We start from the raw sequence: 21664 nt of genomic DNA on the forward strand, positions 1-21664 counted from the left end.
GCCTGCGCGAGCACGGCCGCGCCTCGGTCCGCGCCGTGGACAGTCGGCGCTGCGGGGGTCCGTGCACCGTTCTCCGCGCGCTCGCTCGTCCGCATGCCGGGCGGGGCGACCCGTGTGCTCCCACCCCCGGACGCCCGAACACCCCTGACGAGGAGGATCCGCGCATGACCCCACCCGAAGACGTTCCGTCCCCCGACGTTCCGCCCTCCGACCCGTGGGGGTCCCTGCTCCCCGCCGCGCTCGTGGGCACGGCCCGCCGCGCGGTCCCCGACACCCCGGGGCTGCCCGCGCCCGACGCCCTCGGCGCCCCGGACGCCGCAACCGCCCTGCTCGACCGTGCCGCGCTCGCCGCCGTGCGCCGCGCCGCCGGACACACCCCGCACACCGCCGACCCCGTCGAACCCGCCCGGCACGGGGACGCCCCCGAGGTCTCCACCGCCGCCTCCGGGCACCTCGCGGAGATCCTCACCGCGCGCACCGCCCTCCTGCCCGAGTGGCTGCACCTCGTCGCCCGCGCCGGCCTCCGTGCCCCCGCCGCCCACCTGCCCGCCCTCCTCGACCGCGGCGCCCGCGACAGCGAACTCCGCCCCGCCGTCGCCGCCGCCGTGGGCGCGCGCGGGCACTGGCTCGCCCGGTTCCGCGACAGCTGGCACTACCTGGGCTCCCACGGCGCCGCCGCGCACTTCGATCCCCGGGTGTGGGACCACGGCAGCCCGCCGGAACGCCGCCGTGCCCTCGCCGCTCTGCGCCGCACCGACCCCGCCGGCGCACGTGCGCGGGTCGCCGAGGTCCTGCGCACCGAACCCGTGGCCGAACGACGACGCTCCCTCCTGGCGGTCCTGGCCGCGGGGCTCACCACCGACGACGAGCCGACTCTGTCCACCGCCCTCGCCGACCGGGCCGCAGGCGTGCGCGGGCTCGCGCTGTCCCTGCTCAGCCGCCTCCCCGACAGTGGCCACGCCCATCGCCTGCGCGCGCACGTGCGGGACCTCGTCGCGCCCGGCCCCGACGGGACGGTCCGCGTGCGCCGCTCCGGCCTTGCCCCGGACGGGCTCCTGCACGACCTCGCGCTGGCCGCTCCCGCCCCCGACGGCGACACCGGGGCCGCCCGCGCCGAACGCCTGTGGACGCTCATCACCCACGCCCCTCTGGACGTGTGGACCGAGCTGGTCGACCCCGACCCCGCGCAGGTCCTCGCCCGGGTCGAGCGCTCCGGCCGCACCGACGTGCACGACGCCCTCGTCAACGCCGCCGGGTTCCAGGGGTCCGCGCCGTGGAGCCGCGCCCTGTTGGCATCCCTCGCACCCGACGTCGGCGGACACCTCGCCCGCGCCACCAAGGACCGCCGGGTCCTCCAGCTGTCCGCCCTTCTGCGCCCGCTCCCGCCCGGCGAACGCTGCGCCTGGGTGTGCGCCGCCCTGGAACGCACCCACGACCTCCACGACGCCGGATATCTGCTGCGCGTCGCAGGCGGCCCGTGGACCCCCGGATTGTCGGTGGCGGCGACGAGAATGCTCCTGAACCCGGTCACCGACGGCGGATACCGCGCCGTCTGCGAGGCCGCCGCCGAGCACCTGCCCCCCGACCGCCTCGACGACCTGACGCCCGACCTCTCCGGCATCAGCCCCGAGAACCGCCGCCTCTACCTCGACACCCGCGACACCGTCCGGTTCCGCCGCGACATGCACAGGGAGTTGTAGTTGACCCTCACCGCCGCGACCACCGACACCGCACAGGCGCTGCGCCCCCACGCCGAACAGACCCACGCCACCGAACTCCGCCTGCTCGCCGCCGCCGACAGCCGTCCCCGCCCGCCGGGCTGGTCGCTGTCCCCGCAGGCCGTCGTCGACTACCTGCTCGGCACCACCCTGGAGGACGGCACCGAGATCACCCCGAAGTACGTCGGCGCCCGCCGCATCGTCGAGACCGCCGTGGCGACCCTGGCCACCGACCGCGCCCTGCTGCTCATCGGGGTGCCCGGAACCGCCAAGACCTGGCTGTCCGAACACCTGGCCGCCGCCGTGAGCGGGGACTCCACGCTCCTCGTGCAGGGCACCGCGGGTACCTCGGAGGAGTCGGTCCGCTACGGCTGGAACTACGCGCGCCTGCTCGCCGAGGGCCCCAGTGAGGCCGCGCTCGTGCCCGGCCCGGTCATGAACGCCATGTCCCGGGGCGCGATCGCCCGCGTCGAGGAGCTCACGCGCATGCCCTCCGAGGTGCAGGACGGCCTCATCACCGTGCTCTCGGAGAAGTCCCTGCCAGTCCCCGAGCTCGGGGCCGAGGTCCAGGCGCGCCGCGGGTTCAACCTCATCGCCACCGCCAACGACCGCGACCGGGGCGTCAACGACCTGTCCAGCGCCCTGCGCCGCCGTTTCAACACCGTGGTGCTGCCCGTGCCGGACACCGCCGAGGAGGAGCTCGACATCGTCACCCGCCGAGTGGCCCAGCTCGGGCGGTCGCTGCGGATGCCGGAGGTCGATTCGAGCCTCACCGAGATCCGGCGGGTGGTCACCGTTTTCCGGGAACTGCGTTCCGGCGTCACCGAGGACGGGTCCGCGAAGGTCAAGTCGCCCAGCGGCACCCTCAGCACCGCGGAGGCGATCTCCACCGTGATCAGCGGCCTCACCCTGTCCGCGCACTTCGGGGACGGGCAGCTGCGCCCCGCCGACGTCGCCGCGGGCATCCAGGGCGCGGTCGTGCAGGACCGGGTCTCCGACGGCGTGGTCTGGCGCGAGTACCTGGAGACCGTCGCCCGCGACCGCGACGGGTGGGGCGAGTTCTACCGGGCCTGCCGCGAGGTGGGCGCCTGATGCCGACCGTCGACATGGAGGGCGTGCGCGTCCTGGGGGTGCGCCACCACGGCCCCGGGTCCGCGCGCGCCGTCCGGGCCGAGCTGGAGCGCCTGCGCCCGGAGGCGGTGCTCATCGAAGGACCGCCCGAGGCCGACGCGCTCGTGCACCTCGTGGGGGAGCTCGAACCACCGGTCGCCCTGCTCGCCCACCGCACCGGGCGGGGAACCGAGTCCGGGGGAGAGCAGGGCTGGGCGTTCTGGCCGTTCGCGTCGTTCTCCCCGGAGTGGGTGGCGCTGCGGTACGCGGTCGAGCACGGCGCCGAGGTGCGCTTCTGCGACCTGCCCGCCGCGCACACCCTCGCCCCCGAGCCCGAGCCGGAGCCGGAACCCGACGGGGATTCGGCCGCCCCCGCCGACCCGCTCGGCACCCTCGCCCGCGCCGCCGGCTACGACGACACCGAACGCTGGTGGGACGACGTCGTCGAACAGCGCGGCGACGGCGAACCCTCCCCGTTCCCCGCGATCCAGGAGGCCATGGCGGCGGTCCGCGACGAGGCCGGGTCCGGGGGCCCGCGCACCGAACGCCGCGAGGCCCACATGCGCCAGGTCCTGCGTGCCACGCTCCGCACCGGGCACCACCGCGTCGCCGTCGTCTGCGGTGCCTGGCACGCCCCGGCCCTGCACGGGACCGCCCGCCACACCGTCAAGGACGACACCGCCCTGCTCAAGGGGCTGCCCAGGGCCAAGGTCGCCGCCACCTGGGTCCCGTGGACACACGGACGCCTGGCCTCCGCGGCCGGTTACCGCGCCGGGGTGAGCGCGCCCGGCTGGTACCACCACCTGTTCAGCGCGCCCGACCGTCCCGTGCACCGGTGGCTCACCGACGCCGCCCGCACCTTGCGCGAGGACGAAGGCCAGGCGGTCTCCTCCGCCCACGTCATCGAGGGGGTCCGCCTCGCCGAGACCCTCGCCGCCCTGCGCGGACGCCCCCTCGCCGGGCTCGACGAGGTCCGCGAGGCCCTCACCGGGGTGCTGTGCGAGGGCCACGAGGCCCGGGCCGCGCTCGTGCACGGACGGCTCGCGCTCGGGGAACGCATGGGTTCGGTGCCGCCGTCCACCCCGATGGTTCCGCTCCAGCACGACCTGGCCGCCCAACGCCGCCGCCTGCGTCTCAAGGCCGAACCCTTCACCCGCGACCTCGACCTCGACCTGCGCAAGGACCTCCACCGCGAGCGCGGCGTGCTCCTGCACCGGCTCCGGGTCCTGGACGTTGAGTGGGGCGTGCCGCGCACCCCGGAGGGCGGCCACCGCGGCACGTTCCGGGAGGCCTGGCGCCTGCGCTGGGAGCCGGAGATGGACGTGGCCCTCATCGAGGCCGCCCGCTGGGGCGCGACCGTGGAGGAGGCCGCGGCCGCACGTGTCACCGAGCTCGCCGACGACGCCGACCTGCGTGTGCTCACCGCCCTCACGGAACAGTGCCTGCTCGCGGCGCTCGACACCGCCCTGCCCGCCGTGCTCGCCCGCCTCACCGACCGCGCCGCCACCGACGCCGACGTCACCGCGCTCATGGCAGCCCTTCCGCCCCTCGCCCGCGCCGGACGTTACGGGGACGTGCGCCGCACCGAGGGCGCCCACCTGCGTTCGGTCGCCGACGGCCTGCTCCGCCGGGTGTGCGCCGGGCTCGCACCCGCCCTCCGCGGCCTGGACGACGACGCAGCCGCCCATGCCGCCGCCCTCCTCGACCGCACCCACCAGGCCGTCACCCTCCTGGGGGCGGAACCGTTGCGTTCCTGGACCGGCACCCTGTCCGCGCTCGCAGGCGACGACCGCCTTCCGGGGCGCGTGGCCGGACGTGTGGACCGCATCCTCAGCGACGCCGGCGAGCTCGACCCCGCCACCCTCCGCCGGCGCCTGGCCCGCACCATGTCACCCGGCACCGAACCCGCCCGCGCCGCCGCCTGGCTCGAGGGGTTCCTGCAGGGCAGCGGGCTGGTGCTGGTGCACGACGAACGCCTCCTCGACCTCATCGACACCTGGCTGACCGGGCTCTCCCCGGAACGCTTCGCCGATGTGCTCCCGCTGCTGCGCCGCACCTTCGGGGCGTTCGCCGCCCCCGAACGCCGCCGGATCGGCGCCGCCGCCACCCGCACCCGGTCCACTGCCGAGCCCGAGCGCCCGCCCCCGGACCCCGCCCGCGCCGAACCCGCCGTGGCCGCGGTCGGCGCGATCCTCGCCCACGCCGCCGCCGAACGCCCGCACGGGAGGGTCACCGCATGAGCACCGACACCGACGAACGCGCCCGCCGCTGGCGCCTGGTCCTGGGCGAGGACGGCCCCGACACACACCTGGGCGCGGCCGACCGCGGAATGGACTCCGCGCTCGCCGAGCTCTACGACCGTTCCGGCGCGGGCGGCGCGGGTGAGCGCTCCGGTGGCCTGGGCGACTCCGCTCCCCGCGTGAACCGCTGGCTCGGCGACATCCGCACCTACTTCCCGTCCTCCGTCGTGCGTGTCATGCAGAAGGACGCCATGGACCGCCTCGGCCTGCACCGCATGCTCCTCGAACCCGAACTCATGGAGGCGGTCGAGGCCGACGTGCACCTGGTCGGCACCCTGCTCTCCCTGAACTCCGTGATGCCCGACAGCGCCCGCGAGAGCGCCCGCACCGTCGTCCGCCGTGTCGTCGACGACCTCGAGAAACGCCTCGCCCGACGCACCCGGTCCCTCGTGCAGGGCGCGGTCGACCGCTCCACCCGCACGCACCGCCCGCGCCGGGTCGCCGACATCGACTGGAACGCGACGATCCGCCGCAACCTCGCCCACTACCTGCCCGAACACCGCACGGTCGTGCCGCGCACCCTCGTCGGCCACGGGCGCCGCAGCCCCGGGACCCACAAGGACGTGGTGCTCGCTGTCGACCAGAGCGCTTCCATGGCCGAGTCCGTGGTGTACGCGAGTGTGTTCGGCGCGGTCCTGGCGTCGATGCGGAGCGTGCGCACGTCCCTGGTCGCCTTCGACACCGCCGTCGCCGACCTCACCGAGCACCTCACCGACCCCGTGGAGGTGCTGTTCGGAACGCAGTTGGGAGGCGGCACCGACATCAACCGGGCGATCCGCTACTGCCAGGGGCTCATCACCCGCCCCACCGAATCCGTGTTCGTACTGGTCAGCGACTTGTACGAGGGCGGGGTGCGCGAACAGATGCTGCGCCGGGTCGCGCAGATGAAGGCGGCCGGAACCCAGGTCGTGGTGCTGCTCGCGCTCTCCGACGAGGGCGCCCCCTTCTACGACCACGGCAACGCCGCCGCCCTCGCCGACCTCGGGGTGCCCGCGTTCGCGTGCACACCCGACGCCTTCCCCGAGCTCATGGCCGCCGCGCTCCAGGGCGATCCCCTCGCCGCCGGCGACCCCGCCCCCGCCTGAGGCGGTGGGGCGCACGGGAAAACCCCGAGTCGGCCCACCCGGCCACCGGTGTGGTCAGTGCCCGGGGGCGACGGCCCGCGGGGGTACCGTGAGCGCGTGACCGGACCGACACGAGGAGTCATCACGTGGCCACCGCACCGCCCGGGCGCCGCCCCGGGCCCCTGACCGCGATCGAGTCCGACGCCGAGGGGATCGGCGCCACCGTCGCCTGCGACGAGGCGCTCGGCGGGCTCGTGCGCACCCTCGCCGCGGCGAAACCCGGCGGGCGCGCGCTCGAGCTCGGTACCGGTGTGGGCGTCGGCACCGCGTGGTTGCTCGCCGGTCTCGACCCCACCGCGTGCCTGGACACCCTCGATGACGACACCCGCCGCCTCGACGTCGCCCGCGCCCACCACGGGAACGACCCCCGGGTGACGGTCTACGAGACCGATGTGGGCGCGTGGCTCGAGGAGCGTGTGGACGGGCCCGGCTACGACCTGGTCCTGGCCAACACCCGCGCGGGCAGGTTCACCCACCTGGACGAGGCCCTGTCCCTGGTCGAGCGCGGCGGGTTCTACGTCGTCGGGGACCTGGCCTGCCACCCGCCCGGCGCCACCCTTCCCGAGGACCACTGCCTGGAGGCGGAGGCCCTCCTGTCCGACCTGGAGTCCCGCGCGGGCTGGGAGGCCCTGCCGCTGCTCGGCTGGTCCCGGGGCGTCATGGTGCTCGTACGCCGCCAGTAACGGCGACCCGCACAGCCCGTACATGCATGGAGCCGGGCACAACGGGTAACCGGCCGATGGGGTGACACGGGGGACACGTGTGCACCGTGAGACGGACGTCCAGGAAGAGGCCGGTGTGAACACGATCTGGGGTCGGGTCAAGCAGGGGCTCGAACGTGCGGTGCAACTGCGGGGGTACGAACGCGAGACCGCCGTGCTCATCGTCAAGTGCACGATCGCGGCCACGCTCGCCCTGGCCGTGGGCCTGCCCCTGGACCCGCAGGGCTCCTTCATCGGCTTCGCCCCGTTCTCGGCGCTGCTCATCGTCCAGCCGAGCGTGTACGGCTCGGTGCTCCAGTCGGGGCGTTACGTCGCCGCCGTGGCGGCCGGCGCGGTCCTGGCGGGCATGGGCGGGCTCACCGTCGGCCTGCAGGTGTGGGCGTTCGCGATCGTCGTCCTGGTCGGCCTGCTCCTGGCGCAGCTGCGGTTCTTCGGGCAGCAGGGCCAGCAGGTCCCGGTCGTGGCCGCGTTCGCTCTCGCAGGAGGGACGGCGATGAGCGTCGGCGACCTCGGACACCTGCTCCTCATGGTCGGGGTGGGCGCCCTGTCCGCCCTGGCCACGAACCTGGTGATGGCGCCGACGATCCGGTTCAAGGACGCCGAGAACGCCGTGCTCGACTACGCCGACAGCATGCACAACATCGTGGACGGCCTCGCCGACGAGCTCCGCGGAGACCTCGAGGAGAGCAGCCTCGACCACTGGGCCTGGGCCGCCAACACCCTCGACGACACCTCCCGCAACGCCCGCGCGGCCGTGGAACGCCAGGAGTACCGCGTGCGCCTCAACCCCCGCCGGGTCCTGACCGGCGCGGGCACCAGCGGTCACCTGACCGGGTACCGCACGTGGATCGCCGTGCTCGAGCGCTCCTCCCGCCACCTGCAGTCCATCGCCGAGGCCCTCCAGGACGTGCGGGGCGGGTACTCCGAGCACGTCGAACTGAGCGAGGGCTTCCGCCACGAGTACGCCGACCTGCTGGAGAGCACCGCCGAGGTGCTGCAGACCGTGCACGACGAGCAGGAACCCGACCGCGAGTCCGTCTCCGACCGGCTGAGCTCCTGCCTCGACCAGGCCCTCGACCGCGTCGGTGAGTGCCGCCGCAACCTGATGAACGACCCCGGCGAGGAGGAGCCGATCCGCGCCGCCCTGCTCACCGACGTCGTGCGCCTGCTGGAGGAGATCGACCGCGGACGCCGGTACTCCGAAACGTCCGACTGACACCGCCACACCGCCCCAGGACACACGCGTTCCGATCACCCGGAGTGACGGCATGCGTGGCTAACGTGGTCGAAGATTCCCGGTCCGTCGGCGACGGGGACCCCGGGAACCACCGCAGACCATCCACAAGGGGGCGACATGGGGTTCTCACCGGTCGGCAGGGGTCGGCTCGCGACCACGGCGGCGGCAGGGGCGGCGGCCTGCACCGCGGTACTACTCGGTCTCGCCGCCGCGGGGGTCCTCACCTGGCCCACGGCGCTTCTCCTCCTCGCAGCGGCGGCGACCGTCGGGGCCTCCGGCGCAGCCGCACTCCTCGCCCGGAGGTCCGAACGCCGTACCGCCCGGCTGCGCACCGAACTCGAACACGACCGGAAGAACCACGGGAAGAGCAGGGCCGCCCAGCAGGCCCGCGCCCGCGCGCAGCAGCTCTTCGACGACGGGCGTATCCAGGAAGCGGTCGACGAGGTCACCCCGCACGCCGCCCACGACGAAGAATCCGCCCGCCAGCGTGCCCGCTTCGTCAGCATGCGCCGCAGCCTCGGCCCGCTCCCGCCCCTGCCCGAACCCCCGGTCGTGCCGCAGAACGCGGTACCCGGCCGGGTCCTGCACGTGGTCACCAACGCCCTCCCGCGCACCCAGGCCGGCTACACCGTGCGCACCCAGCGCATCCTCTCCGCCCAGCGGGCCATCGGCCTCGACGCCCACGCCGTCACCTTCGCCGGCTACCCCACGCCCAAGGACAAGGACAGGGACACCTACACCGAGGTCGACGGGGTCCCGTACCACCGCGTCGCTCCTGGCCAGAAGTTCCCCGGGATGTTCGAACGCATCGACGCCTCCGTGGACGCCGTCACCGCGCTCGCCCGCGAACTGCGCCCGGCGGTCCTGCACGCGGCGAGCGGCCACAAGAACGCCACCATCGCGCTCAACGCCGGACGCGCCCTGGGCATCCCCGTGGTCTACGAACTCCGGGGTCTGCTGGAGGAGAGCTGGATGGCCCGTCCCGGGGCGCACGACCGCCGCGCCAGCGAGTGGTTCCGGATGACCATGCAGCGCGAGACCGACCTGGTCCGCGAGGCCGACGCCGTGGTCACCCTCGCCGAGACCATGCGAGCCCGGATCCTCGAACGCGGTGTCGACCCCGACCGCGTGTACCTGGCCCCCAACGCCGTCGACGAGAGCCTGCTGAGCGAACGCCCCGACGGCGCCTCCTTCCGGGCCGCCCACGGCATCGGCCAGGAGGAGTTCGTCATCGGCTCCGTCTCCAGCCTCCACCGCTACGAGGGGTTCGGAACGCTCCTGGAGGCCGCCGCCTTCATGCGCGACCGCGACCGCGCCGTGCGGGTCCTGCTGGTGGGAGACGGTGAGGACCGCGACGACCTGATCGCCCTCGCCGACCGCCTGGGCATCGACGACACCTGCGTCTTCCCCGGCCGTGTCGAACCGGCCGACGCCCTGCGCGCCCAGGCCGCCCTCGACGCGATGGTCGTCCCGCGCCTGGACACCGGGGTCGCCCGCCTGGTCACCCCGCTCAAACCGGTGGAGGCGATGGCGTACGGGGTGCCGGTGGTCGCCAGCGACCTGCCCGCCCTGCGCGAGCTCCTCGCCGACGGGCGGGCCGGCACCCTGGTGCCCCCGGCCGACCCCGCAGCCCTCGCCGCCGCGCTGATCCGGCTGCGCAAGGACGACGCGTACCGGGAGGCCCAGGTCGCCCAGGCGCTGGAGGAGGTGCGCCGGTTCCGCACCTGGCCGAGTGTCATGGAGACCTACCGGCAGGTCTACTCCCGCATCGGCGCCCTGGACTGAACCCGGGTCACCCCTGGTCGGGCAGCAGGCCCCGGGCGACGACCTCGCCGGCCATCACCCGGAGCAGCTCCTCGGTCTCCCCGGGGTGGCCCGGGTGGCCGGTGCGTTCGCGCAGTTCGTCCCGGAGCGCGGACAGCACCCGCTCGCCGGTCAGCGCGTCGGCGAGCGCCTCGGACTCCGACGCCTCCCGCCACTTGCGCAGGGCGTCCAACCGGCCGTGCTCGACCGCTTCCCGCGTCAGGTGGAAGAGCGCGTCGACGTTGCGGTCGTGGGCCTCCTCGTCGAGCAGGTCCACGTCGAAGACCACCACCGGGCTCGGCGCACCGCCGTCCGGGTCGGGGCGCAGGTGATACAGGCGCCACACCCGCCCGTTGGTGAGCACGACCCACTCCGCGCCCTCGTCCACGGCCAGGCGCCGGGACATCTGGATGTTGCGCAGGTCGAGCTCGGCGCCCACACCCCGCACCTCGATCGGCGCGAACAGGGAACCGTCGAGCACGACCGCGTAGTCGATGGAGTCGCCGCTGGTGCGGTACTCGGTGGTGAGGTCCTGGTACTTGCTGAAGTTCAGCCCGACACTGAACAGGTCGGCCACCAGGAGGCGGGTGTCGCCGTCGTTCGCGTCGCGTTCGACCAGGTCGGCGAGGGGACCGGAGAACCGGTCGAGGGCCGCGGCCACCCTGCCCCGGACGGTGCGTTCCCACCCCATCGTGCTGGTGAACTCGCCCGTCCTGCTCATGACCTGGGTGGCTTCGGCGTCCATGTGCGTACCGTTTCCGAGTCGTCGGGGAAGCCCCCTCGAGGGGCCTCCGGCACCGGGCGGCCCGCGACGAAGGGGGAGGTTGCGGGCACGATCGTATCGGTCCGGGATCCCCCGTACGGAGGGCGGTCCGGCCTCCGGCGGCTGTCGGAGGGTGACGGGGCACCGGCGGGGTGCGGTTACGGTTCAGTGGGACCACGACGGACGAGGCCCGGCCGACGCCCCCCTGCCGAGCCCTCGTGCACCGCTCTCGTGCGCATTCAGATGGGACAGCATGTGAACAGCGACAACGGACTCCTCGCCACCCAGGACATCCGCCTGATCGTGACCGGGGGCGGAACCGGAGGGCACACCTACCCGGCCCTGACGACCGTGAACGCCCTGCGCGAGCGCCTGGCCCACGGCGGTTTCTCCCTGGAGGTGCTGTGGGTGGGCGCCGACGGCAGCCTGGAGGAGCGGGTCGCGGGCTCGAACGGGATCGCCTTCGAGTCGGTGGCCACCGGCAAGATCCGCCGGGCCAAGAACCCGCTGAAGATGGTCTCGCCGGCCAACGTCAGGGACATGACCAACGTGCCCCGGGGTGTGGCCCAGGCGCGTTCACTCATCTCCGACTTCGCCCCGGACGTCGTGCTCGCCACCGGTGGCTACGTGGCCGTCCCGGTCGGGGTGGCCGCCAAGATCGCCCGCCGCCCGCTGGTCGTGCACGAGCAGACCGTGCGCCTGGGGCTGGCCAACAAGGTCCTGGCGCGCACGGCCGCGCGTGTGGCGGTCTCCTCCCCGTCCACGGTCGACCTGTTGCCGGAGGGCAGTCGCGAGTTCGCGGTGGTGACCGGGAACCCGGTGCGTCCGGAGATCTTCACCGGACGGGCGGACCGCGCGGTGCAGGCCCTCGGGTTCACCGGCCACGACCCGGACCGCCCCACCGTCTACGTCACGGGCGGCGCGCAGGGTTCCAAGCAGATCAACGACACCGTTGGCGGGCTGTTGCCGTGGCTGCTGGCGCGCGCCAACGTCGTGCACCAGTGCGGCCCCGCGCACCTGGAGGCCCTGCGCGGGGCGGCGCGCGGCCTGCCCCCGGGGCTGGGGGAGCGGTACCACGTCACCGACTTCGTGGGCCCGGAGCTGCCCGACGTGCTCGCCCTCGCCGACGTGGTCGTCTCGCGCAGCGGCGCAGGCACCATCGCGGAGCTGACCGCGCTGGGCAAGGCCTCGGTGCTGATCCCGCTGGCCACCTCGGCCGGCGACGAGCAGCGCCACAACGCCGAACACCTGCAGGAGACGGGTGCGGCGGCCGCGCTGGTCTCCGAGGTCGGTCCGGACTCCCTGCGCCAAGCGGCCGAGCCCCTGCTGGCCGACCCGGTGCGGCGCGCACGGATGGCCGAGCGCGCGCGTGAGCACGGGCGCCCCGACGCCGCGGACCGGCTCGTGGACGTGGTGCTCTCCGCCGCCCGAGACTGACCGCGCGACCGCTCACCCGCCTCACGCACGCACCCGCGTGCGCTCGTGTGCGAGGAGCCCGGCGCCGAGTGCGAGCACGGCCATCAGCCCGGCGGGCAGCACGAGGCCGGCCCCCACACCGCCGTGTGAGGCCACCGCGCCGATGACCGGCGACCCCACGAGGGGCCCGACGTAGCCGATCGAGGCGACCGTGCCCATGTTGCGGCCCACGCGGCCGGAGTCGAGGTCGGCCGCGGCGCTCAGGATCTGCGGCACCACACACGACAGACCCAGTCCCACCAGGGAGAACCCGGCCAACGTCGCGGAAACGAACGGCACCGACAGGGCCAGTACGAACCCGGCGAGGGCCGTGGCCGCGCCTGCGCGCACCAGCAGAACCCGCCCCAGGAGCAGGGACAGCCGGTCGCCCATGAGGCGGCCGCACGCCATGGCCACGGTGAACGCGGCGAAGGCGGTCGCGGCCATGGTCTCGCTCGCCCCGACCGACTGCTGTGCGAAGAGGGCGCTCCAGTCCTGGACGGCGCTCTCGGCGAGCACCCCGGCGAGGGCGAGGCCGCCCAGCAGCAGGACCATGGGCGAGGTGCTCGGGCGGAAGCGGGGTCCTCCGCCGACGCCACGTTCCCTTCCGGCCCCCTCAGTGCGCGGCATCCCGCGCAGGAACGGCCGTGCGGCAGCCAGGGACAGCACCGCGAGAGCGAGACCGGCCACCTGGAACGTGGTCAGCGGGTCCAGGCCCAGGCGGGTCGAGGCCACACCGGTCAGGGCCCCCGCGCAGCCGCCGATGGACACGAAGGCGTGGAAGGTCGACAGCATCGACCGGCCCTGGGACTTCTGCAGGTGGGCGGCCTGGGTGTTGACGCAGACGTTGAGGAACGACTGCCCGATCCCCAGCACGACCAGGGCGGCGGTCAGGTGCGCGGCGCCCGTGGCCGTGCCCGGCAGCAGCAGCGCGGCGGAGGCGGCGATCGCGGCGGGCACGACGGCGAGGCGGGGCCCGACCCGGTCGAGCACCGCGCCCCCGGCCCGGGCGGTGACGGTCGCGGCCACCCCCAGCCCGAGCAAGGCCATGCCGAGTGCGTCCGGTCCCACACCGGTCTGTGCGGCGACGGCGGGGATACGGGAGGCCCAGACCGGCAGCAGCGCTCCGGTGACAAAAAAATAGGCGGCCAGTGCGGTACGGGCACGCCGCGCCTCGGCGGCAGGGCCGCCGGCGTTCCGGGCATGGGTCTTCGGGGTGTCGGGGTTCACGGACACGCTCCATTTTCGAAGAGCCGGATCTTGTGTTCGGCCGGAGAAATGGAGGTTACAAGGGGAGGCCGGCAACAAAAAGATCTCGGGGGCCGTTCCAGGCTTCACCGAGTCCAGGGATCGGGGTCATTTCCGCACTTGACGCGGGTTGTGGCGCGAAGAGTGGGGTGGTTTCCGTGTGTACGGGGGGTGGTGTTCGCGCCCCAAGGATCATTCAAGGTTTGACTTGTGTGCTTTGTCGTGTGCACTTCGCCCTGGTGGCAGGGGTGGCGATGCTGCTTATGGCGTTTTCGAGAATGTTTTTTGATGTCGTCCGGTCGTGCAAGCGGAGAAACTTTTCTACGGAACGCGGTGCACGAAAAAGGGAAGTGATCTGCGTCACGGGAAAGGCCGCAGGGGCAGGGAAGCGGGCAGATCGCCCAGGGGGCGTTGAATCGGGCGAGGCAGTTAGGTTAGGCTAATCTTCGTTTGCTTCCACTGCTGTGGAAGTCGCAGTCTCCCCCTTCTCGAGGAAGAACAGGCCGCCCCATGCACATCGCTCTCAGAAGCCTCGGCGCCAGCGTAGCCGCCACGACCCTCACCGTGGCCCTGACGTCCTGCGGGGACGACGGGGGCGACGGCGGGGACGCCGCCTCGGGTGAGGGTTTCCCCGTCACCATCGAGAGCGCACTGGGAACCGCCGAGATCCCCGAGGCCCCCGAGCGCGTGGTCACCCTCGGCCAGGGCTCCGCCGAGACCTCCATCGCCCTGGGCACCGTGCCCGTCGGCATCGAGGAGTACGAGTGGGGGAGTGACGACACCGGCTACCTGCCGTGGATCCACGAGGCCGTCACCGAGGAGGGCGAGGAGCTCCCCGAGCAGTTCCGCGGCGCCGAGGACATCGACTTCGAGGCCATCATCGAGCTCGAGCCCGACGTCATCCTCGCCCCGTGGTCCGGCATCACCCAGGAGGACTACGACATCCTGGAGGACATCGCCCCCACGGTCGCCTACCCCGACCTGGCGTGGAGCATCGACTGGGACGAGCAGATCGAGGTCATCGGCGAGGCGCTCGGCAAGCCCGAGGAGGCCGACGGGCTCATCGAGGAGATCCAGCAGACCCTGGCCGAGACGGCCGAGGAGAACCCGCAGTTCGAGGACGTCACGTTCTCCTACATCTACACCGACGGCCCCGGGACCCTCGGCGTCTTCCTGCCCGACGAGCAGCGCGTGGCGATGGTCCGCGGCATGGGCCTGACCGTCGACCCGGTCGCCGAGGAGTTCCCCGAGACCGAGGGCACCGACTCCGCGCTCATCGGTCTGGAGAACGCCGACGAGCTCTCCGACAGCGACCTGATCTTCACCTTCTACAGCAACGAGGAGGACCGCGAGGAGATCCAGGGCCAGGAGCTCTACTCCGCCATCCCCGCGGTCGAGAACGACGCGGTCGTCTCCAGCGAGGACAACTCCTTCGTCACCGCGTCCTCCCTCATCAACCCGCTCACCGTCCCCTGGGTCACCGAGCGCTACGTGCCGATGATCGACGAGGCCCTCGAGAACGCCGAAGGCTGACCGAGAGACCCACGATGGCGACACAGACGACGGAGCCCGCGAGCCCCGCCCGGAGCACACGCCCGGGCGGGGTCCGCGTCGCGCTCATGTTCGGCCTGGGCACGGCAGCCCTGGCCGCAGCGGTCCTGCTCAGCCTGGTCATGGGTGCCCGTGTCACCCCGCCCGGCGAGGTGATCGGCGCCCTGACCGGTGCGGGCGACGAGTTCACCGCCACCGTGGTGGAGTCGCGCTACCCGCGCACCGTCCTGGGCATCATGGCCGGCGCCGCGCTGGCCCTGGCCGGCACCCTCATGCAGGGCATCACCCGCAACCCCCTGGCCGACCCCGGCCTCCTCGGCGTCAACGCCGGCGCGGCCGCGGCCGTGGTCACCGTGACCGCCGTGGTCGGACCGACCTCCGTCACCGGGACCGTCTGGGCGGCCCTGCCCGGTGCGGTGCTCGCGGGCGCGGCCGCCTACATCGTCGGCACCCGCGGGGGTGAGGGCGGCATGGTGCGGCTGATCCTCGCCGGTGCGGTCATCTCGGCGGTGCTGAACGCGTACGTGCAGGCGGTCGCGCTGAGCATGCCCGACTCCTTCGACAGTTACCGCTACTGGGTCGTCGGTTCCCTGGCGGGACGCGGGTTCGACGTCTTCTGGGCCGCGCTGCCGGTCATCCTCGCCGGGCTCCTGATCGCCCTGTGTGTCATGGGCGGCCTCAACGGGCTGGCCCTGGGTCGGGACGCCGCCGTCTCCCTCGGGGTGTCCACGGTGTGGGTGCAGGGCGGGGGGCTGGTCGCGGCGACCCTGCTCGCGGCCGGCGCGACCGCTGCCGTCGGCCCCATCGCGTTCGTCGGACTCGCCGTACCCCACATCGTGCGTGCCATGGTCGGCGTGGACTTCCGCCTCCAGGTGCCCTTCGCCCTGGTGGTCGGGCCGACGCTGCTGCTGGTCGCCGACGTCGTGGGACGCACCCTGCTGCGCCCCACCGAACTCATGGTCGGGGTCGTCACCGCGTTCGTCGGTGCGCCCGTGCTGCTCTACGCCATTCGCCGGATGAGGAGTACCGCGTGAGCCGCCAGTCCACACTTCCCTCCCGGTCCCGGTCCGCACCGCCGGCCCCGGAAACCGAACACCGCCCGCCGCGGGGCGTGATGGTCCTGCGCCTGGGCCGTGCCCTCGCGCTGCCGATCCGCCGCCGTTCCCTCGTCGTCGGTGTCCTGATCGCCGTCGTCGTGCTCGTCTGCGCGGCCGCCACCCTCACCCTCGGCAACCTCGGCGTCCCGCTCTCCCAGCTCCCGAGCGTCCTGACCGGCGGGGGAGAGGCCACCGACCGGTTCGTGCTCTCCCGTCTGCGCGGCCCGCGCCTGATCGTGGCCGTCGGGGTGGGTGCCGCGCTCGGCATCGCCGGTGCGCTGTTCCAGTCCGTGACCCGCAACCCCCTGGGCAGCCCGGACGTCATCGGTCTCGCCGCCGGGGCCGGTTCCGGGGCCGCGGTCGCCGCCCTCTTGCTGCCCGGTGTCCTGCCCGTTCCGGTCGGGGCCCTGCTCGGTGCGGGACTGGCCATCGGTCTGGTCGCGCTCTCCACCGGGACCGGCCTGCGCCACCCCGGCCGCCTCATCGTGGCCGGGATCGGCGTGGCCGCCATGGCCCAGGCGTTCACGCACTTCGTCGTCGCCGTCCTGGCCCGGGACGAGGCGACCTCGCTGGCCACCTACCTCAACGGCAGCCTCACCGCCCGTGACTGGGAGCACGCGGCCGTCATCTGGGGCGCGCTCGCGCTCTCCCTGCCCGTGCTGGTGTACCTGGCCGGGCCGATCCGGCTCGGGGAGATGGGCGACGAGATCTCCGAGACGCTCGGTGTGCCCGCCAAGAGCACCCGTACCGCGGCGATCCTCATGTCGGTCGTGCTGTCGGCCGCCGCCGTGAGTGTGGCGGGGCCGATCGCGTTCGTCGCCCTGACCGCACCGCAGATCGCCCGGCGCCTGTCCGGTGCCGGCGGGCCCAGCCTGGTGCTGTCCGCGGCCGTCGGTGCGTTGCTGCTCGTCTGTGCCGACCTGGTCGTGCAGCAGGTGCCCGTCGGCGAGGGCCTGCCGGTCGGGATCGTCACCATGGGCCTGGGCGGTATCTACCTGGGCCACCTGCTCATCCGTGAATGGCGAAAGGGATCCCTGTGAGTGACGACGCCTCCGCCTCCGTGCTGGCCGCCAGGTCGCTGACCCTGGGTTACGGTTCCGACCCGGTCGTGCACGGGGTCGACCTCGAGATCGGGGCCGGCGAGTTCACCGTCGTCGTCGGGCCCAACGGCTGCGGCAAGTCGACGCTGCTCAAGGCGTTCGGACGGGTGAACCGCCCGATGTCCGGCCAGGTGATGCTGCACGGCCGCGACCTGCGCACGCGCCGTACCAAGGCGGTCGCCCGCGAGCTCGCCCTGTTGCCGCAGAGCCCCGTGGTGCCCGAGGGGGTCACGGTGCGGTCCCTCGTCGAGCGTGGCCGGTTCGCCCACCACACGCTGCTGCGCCAGTGGAGCCCGGACGACGAACGTGCTATCGGCGAGGCGCTCGACCTCACCGGCACCACCGACCTGGCCGAGGTGCCGGTGGCGTCGCTCTCCGGCGGGCAGCGCCAGCGTGCCTGGGTGGCGATGGTGCTCGCCCAGGACACCGGGGTGCTGCTGCTGGACGAGCCCACCACCTACCTCGACATCGCCCACCAGTACGACCTGCTGCAGCTGTTCGCGCGGCTGCACCGGGGCGGGCGCACCGTCGTGGCGGTCCTGCACGACCTCGCGCAGGCCGCCCGGTTCGCCACCCGCCTGGTGATGATGGACGGCGGCCGTGTGGTCGCCGACGGAACGCCGCAGGAGGTCGTCACGAGCGAACTCGTCGGCGATGTCTTCGGATTGGCATGCGACGTCGTGCCCGACCCGCGCACCGGCACCCCGCTGGTGATCCCGCACGAGGAGCCGGTGGCGGGCTGAGCGCGCCGGCTCACCCCTCGGCGGTCAGTTTCACGAGCGGGGCGCCCTCGTCGTCGAAGGCCACGAGGACCGCGCCGTCCTGCGGGTCGACGACCACGTCGCGCACCCGCAGGCCCTCGTCGACGAGCAGCTCCTCGGCCTCCTCGACCTCGGTGCCGTCGACCGTGAAGCGGGCCAGGTACTGCTGCCCGAGCCCGGCCACGAGCAGGTCGCCGTCCCAGGACGGGAACTCCTCGCCCTCGTAGAAGGCCATGCCGGCCGGCGGGAAGCCCTCGGAGCCGCACTCCCAGTGGTGCAGCGGGGCCTCCACGTCGTCGCGCTCGAACGGGTCGTCGCCCACGGGGATGTCGGTGCCGTACTCGCAGCCGGTGTGCGCGATCGGCCAGCCGTGGTTCTGCCCGCCGTCGATCGTGCGCAGGGAGTCGCCCTCCTGCTCGCCGTGCTCGCTGAGCCAGATGTCGTCGGTGCCGGGCTGTACGGCGATGCCCTGCACGTTCCGGTGGCCGTACGTGTAGATCTCGTCCTCGACCCCGTCGTCGTCCAGGAACGGGTTGTCGTCGGGCACGGAACCGTCGCGTTCCAGGCGCACCGTGGTGCCGAGCGTGTTCGTGGTGTCCTGCGAGGGGTGGTCGTCGAACTCCTTGCTGCCGCGGTCGCCGAAGGCCACGATCAGCTTGCCGTCCTCGTCGAAGGCGAGCACGGACCCGAAGTGGTCGTCACTGGCCTCGGGCTCGGCGGTGTAGACCACCTCGAAGTCGTCCAGGGAACCGCCGTCGGCGTCGAGCTGCCCGCGTCCCACGTGGGTGCTCGTGCCGCCCTCGTCGTCCTCGGCGGAGTAGGTCAGGTAGACCCAGGGTTCCTCGGCGTACTCGGGGTCGACCGCCACGTCGAGCAGGCCGCCCTGTCCCTCGGTGGTGACCTCGGGGGTCCCGTCGATCTCTGTGGTCCCACCGCTGTCGGTGTCGACCAGCGACAGGGTTCCGGCGACCTGCGTGACCAGGAGTTCCCCGGAATCGGGGAGGAACGCCGTCCCCCAGGCCCCGCCCATGTCGTCGACGACGGTCTCCACCGCCACGTCCGGGTCGGCCTCGCTCGCCCCGGAGGCGTTCTCGGCCCCGTCCTGGGCCCCGTCGGGGCCGTCGTCGCCCAGGACGTAGAAGGCGGCCGCAGCGACGACGGCCAGGACCGCCGCGGCGGCCAGTGCGATTCGGGTCCTCGTGCTCATGCGGGTTCTCCCGGATCAGGGGATGCACGTACACCTCTCACCCTAGGAACACTGTCCAGACCCCAGGGTGAACGCGGTTCCGGCCACCTCTCCCCACCTGCGGTGAAGAACCGACATATCACGCACCCGCATTGAAGGTTATTTTCGGGGTAATCCTCCGCGCACGCCTGCGCAGGCGCGCATCCGCCGCCCCGTGCCGGCGCCCCCGCCCCCGCTCAGCGAGGAGAAGAAACCGGATGAGCCCCCGACACATCCCGAAGATCCTCCGCAACCTCGGCGTGCTCGCGGCGATGAGCCTGCTGCTGACCGTGCTCGCCCCCGTCGGAGCCTCGGCCGACGAGCGCATCCAGGACGTCAACCTCCGTACACCCTTCGACTGCGGCCAGGTCTGGAACGCCAACACGCGGACCAACCACAACCCCCAGCTCTCCGTCGACTTCCAGCGCTCGGACGCCATGGGACAGAACACGCGCTCCAGCGCCCCGGGCACGGTGACCACCGTCGAGGACCTGGGCGACGAGAGCTACGGCAAGTACATCGAGATCGACCACGGCAGCGGCGTGTCGACGCTCTACGCCCACCTGGACTCGCAGGCCGTCTCGGTCGGCGACAGTGTCGAGACCGGCACGGTCATCGGCACCGTCGGCACCACCGGCGGGTCGACCGGGCCCCACCTGCACTACGAGCAGAAGGTCGACGGCACGGTCGTCGAGGCGGTGCTCAACGGGCTCGAGATCCTCTACTACGGCAACACCGAGGTCACCAGCAGCACCGGCTGCTGACACCTGTAGCGCGCGGCGGCCCGGGACCGGTTCCCGGGCCGCCGCAACTTTGTTTCCACGCAGTGAAAACCCCTGTTGACAGGGGCAAATGCACACGAATATCGTCAGGCGACCCCGGACCCCGCGGTCACAGAAGTCCCCCCGTCACCCCCCGCCCCCGCCCCAGAAACGCACACAACGGTGAACGAGTGTGGTCGATGACCTCCCTACTTGACCGCGAGCGGAGCGTCGCTCCCGCCGACTACAACCGGTGGTTCATCCCACCAGCGGCGCTGGCCGTGCACCTGTCCATCGGCCAGGTGTACGCCTTCAGCGTCTTCCGCAATCCCCTCGTGGAACGCTTCGACACCTCGCTGACCGCGATCGGTGTCATCTTCAGCATCTCCATCGTCATGCTGGGCCTGTCCGCCGCGTTCGGCGGCAAGTGGGTCGAGCGCAACGGCCCGCGCAAGGCGATGTTCTTCTCCGGTGTCTTCTGGAGCGCCGGCTTCCTCGTCGGCGCCCTCGGTGTGGCCACCGGACAGCTCTGGCTCGTCTACTTCGGTTACGGGTTCCTGGGCGGCCTGGGCCTGGGAATCGGCTACATCTCCCCGGTGTCCACGCTCATCAAGTGGTTCCCGGACCGTCCCGGCATGGCCACCGGCATCGCGATCATGGGCTTCGGCGGCGGAGCGCTCATCGCCTCGCCGCTCTCCCTCGCGCTGCTCGACACCCTCGGCGAGACGCCCGCCGACGCCGTCGCGCCCACCTTCCTGGTGCTGGGCGCGGGCTACTTCGTCGTGATGATGATGGGCGCCTTCACGGTGCGCGTGCCCCCGGAGGGGTGGACGCCCAGCGGTATGCAGGCCCCCGTGTCCCGGGACACGCCGAAGCCCTCCGTGGACGGCGTGACCGTGGAGACCGCGTTCACCACCCGCCAGTTCTGGCTGGTGTGGATCGTGCTGTTCTGCAACGTCACCGCGGGCATCGCGATCCTCGAGCAGGCCGCGCCGATGGTGGAGGTCTTCTTCACCGAGGTCGGGCCCGCCGAGGCCGCCGGTTACGTCGGGTTCCTGTCGCTGTGCAACATGCTCGGCCGCATCGTGTGGTCGTCGGCCTCCGACAGCATCGGCCGCAAGCGCACCTACATCGGTTACCTGGGCCTCGGCGCGGTGCTGTACCTGTTCATCGCCGTGGCCGGCACGAGCTCGGTCGTCATGTTCGTGGGCGTGACCGGTCTGATCCTGTCCTTCTACGGCGGCGGTTTCGCGACCGTTCCCGCCTACCTCAAGGACCTCTTCGGCACCCGGAACGTCGGTGCGATCCACGGCCGCCTGCTCACCGCCTGGTCGCTCGCGGGCGTCGCCGGTCCGATGATCGTCAACGGCATCGCGGATTACCAGATCGCCGCCGGGAACGAGGGCCCCGCCCTGTACGAGCTCTCGCTCTACGTGATGGTCGGCGTGATGACGGTCGGGTTCCTGGCGAACATGATGGTGCGCCCGCTGCCCGACTCGGTGTACCGCAAGGACGCGGCGAAGGAGGAGGTCGAACATGACCGAGGCTAGGACCAAGCTCAGTTCGAAGATCGCCGCCCTGGTGCTCTGGGCGATCGTCGGCGCCGCCCTGCTCTACGGCGTGGTGCAGACGGCCATGCAGGCCGCCGCGCTGTTCACCTCGTAGGCCCGCGACCGCGTAGGCCCCACA

18 protein-coding genes are annotated in these 21664 nt (G+C 72.9%); 15 read left to right on the forward strand and 3 right to left on the reverse strand.

Annotated elements, in window-relative coordinates; translation table 11 throughout:
- Window positions 1–164: 164 nt before the first annotated feature.
- The 7 genes from IDM40_RS06170 to IDM40_RS06200 all read left to right on the forward strand — a co-directional run bounded on the left by IDM40_RS06170 (window position 165) and on the right by IDM40_RS06200 (window position 9996).
- On the forward strand, window positions 165–1700 hold the full coding sequence (locus IDM40_RS06170; RefSeq protein ID WP_193120928.1) for a DUF5691 domain-containing protein: 1536 nt from the start codon (window positions 165–167) through the stop codon (window positions 1698–1700).
- Entirely contained in the window at window positions 1701–2810 is a 1110-nt protein-coding gene (locus IDM40_RS06175; protein WP_193120929.1) for an ATP-binding protein, read from the forward strand.
- A complete protein-coding gene (locus IDM40_RS06180; RefSeq protein ID WP_193120930.1) occupies window positions 2810–5068 on the forward strand; it encodes a DUF5682 family protein in 2259 nt (752 codons plus the stop codon). Before IDM40_RS06175 ends, IDM40_RS06180 begins: the two co-directional genes overlap by 1 nt.
- On the forward strand, window positions 5065–6213 hold the full coding sequence (locus tag IDM40_RS06185; RefSeq protein WP_193120931.1) for a VWA domain-containing protein: 1149 nt from the start codon (window positions 5065–5067) through the stop codon (window positions 6211–6213). Before IDM40_RS06180 ends, IDM40_RS06185 begins: the two co-directional genes overlap by 4 nt.
- Before the next feature lie 125 nt (window positions 6214–6338).
- On the forward strand, window positions 6339–6935 hold the full coding sequence (locus tag IDM40_RS06190; RefSeq protein ID WP_193120932.1) for an O-methyltransferase: 597 nt from the start codon (window positions 6339–6341) through the stop codon (window positions 6933–6935).
- A 79-nt stretch (window positions 6936–7014) separates the two neighbouring features.
- Window positions 7015–8190 carry an FUSC family protein gene (locus IDM40_RS06195; RefSeq protein ID WP_328806948.1) on the forward strand — a complete coding sequence of 392 codons (1176 nt, stop codon included), beginning with the start codon at window positions 7015–7017 and terminating at the stop codon, window positions 8188–8190.
- A 138-nt stretch (window positions 8191–8328) separates the two neighbouring features.
- On the forward strand, window positions 8329–9996 hold the full coding sequence (locus IDM40_RS06200) for a glycosyltransferase family 4 protein (RefSeq protein ID WP_193120933.1): 1668 nt from the start codon (window positions 8329–8331) through the stop codon (window positions 9994–9996).
- A 7-nt stretch (window positions 9997–10003) separates the two neighbouring features.
- On the opposite strand, the gene IDM40_RS06205 is transcribed toward IDM40_RS06200, so the two are convergent.
- Complete coding sequence (locus tag IDM40_RS06205) at window positions 10004–10759, reverse strand: hypothetical protein (protein WP_193120934.1); 756 nt, start codon at window positions 10757–10759, stop codon at window positions 10004–10006.
- Between the two features lie 261 nt (window positions 10760–11020).
- On the opposite strand from IDM40_RS06205, the gene IDM40_RS06210 reads away from it, so the two are divergent.
- Window positions 11021–12214 carry a UDP-N-acetylglucosamine--N-acetylmuramyl-(pentapeptide) pyrophosphoryl-undecaprenol N-acetylglucosamine transferase gene (locus tag IDM40_RS06210; RefSeq protein WP_216630394.1) on the forward strand — a complete coding sequence of 398 codons (1194 nt, stop codon included), beginning with the start codon at window positions 11021–11023 and terminating at the stop codon, window positions 12212–12214.
- A gap of 21 nt (window positions 12215–12235) precedes the next feature.
- Here IDM40_RS06210 and IDM40_RS06215 read toward each other — a convergent pair whose 3' ends face one another.
- Window positions 12236–13462 carry an MFS transporter gene (locus IDM40_RS06215; protein WP_193120936.1) on the reverse strand — a complete coding sequence of 409 codons (1227 nt, stop codon included), beginning with the start codon at window positions 13460–13462 and terminating at the stop codon, window positions 12236–12238.
- A 528-nt stretch (window positions 13463–13990) separates the two neighbouring features.
- Between IDM40_RS06215 and IDM40_RS06220 the strand changes: the two genes are divergently transcribed.
- The 4 genes from IDM40_RS06220 to IDM40_RS06235 are packed head-to-tail and all read left to right on the forward strand — an operon-like array spanning window position 13991 to window position 17971.
- Window positions 13991–15013, forward strand: a complete 1023-nt coding sequence (locus IDM40_RS06220; RefSeq protein ID WP_193120937.1) for an iron-siderophore ABC transporter substrate-binding protein — start codon at window positions 13991–13993, stop codon at window positions 15011–15013.
- Between the two features lie 14 nt (window positions 15014–15027).
- Complete coding sequence (locus tag IDM40_RS06225; protein ID WP_193120938.1) at window positions 15028–16065, forward strand: FecCD family ABC transporter permease; 1038 nt, start codon at window positions 15028–15030, stop codon at window positions 16063–16065.
- Window positions 16062–17168 carry a FecCD family ABC transporter permease gene (locus tag IDM40_RS06230; RefSeq protein WP_407939934.1) on the forward strand — a complete coding sequence of 369 codons (1107 nt, stop codon included), beginning with the start codon at window positions 16062–16064 and terminating at the stop codon, window positions 17166–17168. The genes IDM40_RS06225 and IDM40_RS06230 overlap by 4 nt, the downstream gene beginning before the upstream one ends.
- Window positions 17147–17971, forward strand: a complete 825-nt coding sequence (locus IDM40_RS06235) for an ABC transporter ATP-binding protein (RefSeq protein ID WP_193120939.1) — start codon at window positions 17147–17149, stop codon at window positions 17969–17971. Before IDM40_RS06230 ends, IDM40_RS06235 begins: the two co-directional genes overlap by 22 nt.
- A 10-nt stretch (window positions 17972–17981) precedes the next feature.
- On the opposite strand, the gene IDM40_RS06240 is transcribed toward IDM40_RS06235, so the two are convergent.
- Entirely contained in the window at window positions 17982–19196 is a 1215-nt protein-coding gene (locus IDM40_RS06240) for a PQQ-dependent sugar dehydrogenase (protein WP_193120940.1), read from the reverse strand.
- A gap of 236 nt (window positions 19197–19432) precedes the next feature.
- On the opposite strand from IDM40_RS06240, the gene IDM40_RS06245 reads away from it, so the two are divergent.
- The 3 genes from IDM40_RS06245 to IDM40_RS28580 all read left to right on the forward strand — a co-directional run bounded on the left by IDM40_RS06245 (window position 19433) and on the right by IDM40_RS28580 (window position 21640).
- Window positions 19433–19978, forward strand: coding sequence for a M23 family metallopeptidase (locus IDM40_RS06245; RefSeq protein ID WP_193120941.1), 546 nt, complete (start codon window positions 19433–19435; stop codon window positions 19976–19978).
- 197 nt (window positions 19979–20175) lie between these two features.
- On the forward strand, window positions 20176–21525 hold the full coding sequence (locus tag IDM40_RS06250; protein ID WP_193120942.1) for an L-lactate MFS transporter: 1350 nt from the start codon (window positions 20176–20178) through the stop codon (window positions 21523–21525).
- The gene (locus IDM40_RS28580; RefSeq protein WP_268959312.1) at window positions 21512–21640 is read left to right on the forward strand and encodes an MFS transporter small subunit; all 129 of its coding nucleotides are present in this window, start codon (window positions 21512–21514) and stop codon (window positions 21638–21640) included. The genes IDM40_RS06250 and IDM40_RS28580 overlap by 14 nt, the downstream gene beginning before the upstream one ends.
- Window positions 21641–21664 lie beyond the last annotated feature (24 nt).

Source organism: Nocardiopsis coralli, assembly GCF_014892575.1.
In the GTDB taxonomy this organism is placed as follows: domain Bacteria; phylum Actinomycetota; class Actinomycetes; order Streptosporangiales; family Streptosporangiaceae; genus Nocardiopsis; species Nocardiopsis coralli.

Bases quoted from the DNA above. Each gene is read 5' to 3' on its own strand.
- IDM40_RS28580 (WP_268959312.1), top strand. From the start codon at position 21,512: ATGACCGAGGCTAGGACCAAGCTCAGTTCGAAGATCGCCGCCCTGGTG.
- IDM40_RS06170 (WP_193120928.1), top strand. From the start codon at position 165: ATGACCCCACCCGAAGACGTTCCGTCCCCCGACGTTCCGCCCTCCGAC.
- IDM40_RS06200 (WP_193120933.1), top strand. From the start codon at position 8,329: ATGGGGTTCTCACCGGTCGGCAGGGGTCGGCTCGCGACCACGGCGGCG.
- IDM40_RS06205 (WP_193120934.1), bottom strand. From the start codon at position 10,759: ATGGACGCCGAAGCCACCCAGGTCATGAGCAGGACGGGCGAGTTCACC.
- IDM40_RS06245 (WP_193120941.1), top strand. From the start codon at position 19,433: ATGAGCCCCCGACACATCCCGAAGATCCTCCGCAACCTCGGCGTGCTC.
- IDM40_RS06235 (WP_193120939.1), top strand. From the start codon at position 17,147: ATGGCGAAAGGGATCCCTGTGAGTGACGACGCCTCCGCCTCCGTGCTG.
- IDM40_RS06210 (WP_216630394.1), top strand. From the start codon at position 11,021: ATGGGACAGCATGTGAACAGCGACAACGGACTCCTCGCCACCCAGGAC.
- IDM40_RS06220 (WP_193120937.1), top strand. From the start codon at position 13,991: ATGCACATCGCTCTCAGAAGCCTCGGCGCCAGCGTAGCCGCCACGACC.
- IDM40_RS06250 (WP_193120942.1), top strand. From the start codon at position 20,176: ATGACCTCCCTACTTGACCGCGAGCGGAGCGTCGCTCCCGCCGACTAC.
- IDM40_RS06185 (WP_193120931.1), top strand. From the start codon at position 5,065: ATGAGCACCGACACCGACGAACGCGCCCGCCGCTGGCGCCTGGTCCTG.
- IDM40_RS06180 (WP_193120930.1), top strand. From the start codon at position 2,810: ATGCCGACCGTCGACATGGAGGGCGTGCGCGTCCTGGGGGTGCGCCAC.
- IDM40_RS06225 (WP_193120938.1), top strand. From the start codon at position 15,028: ATGGCGACACAGACGACGGAGCCCGCGAGCCCCGCCCGGAGCACACGC.
- IDM40_RS06240 (WP_193120940.1), bottom strand. From the start codon at position 19,196: ATGAGCACGAGGACCCGAATCGCACTGGCCGCCGCGGCGGTCCTGGCC.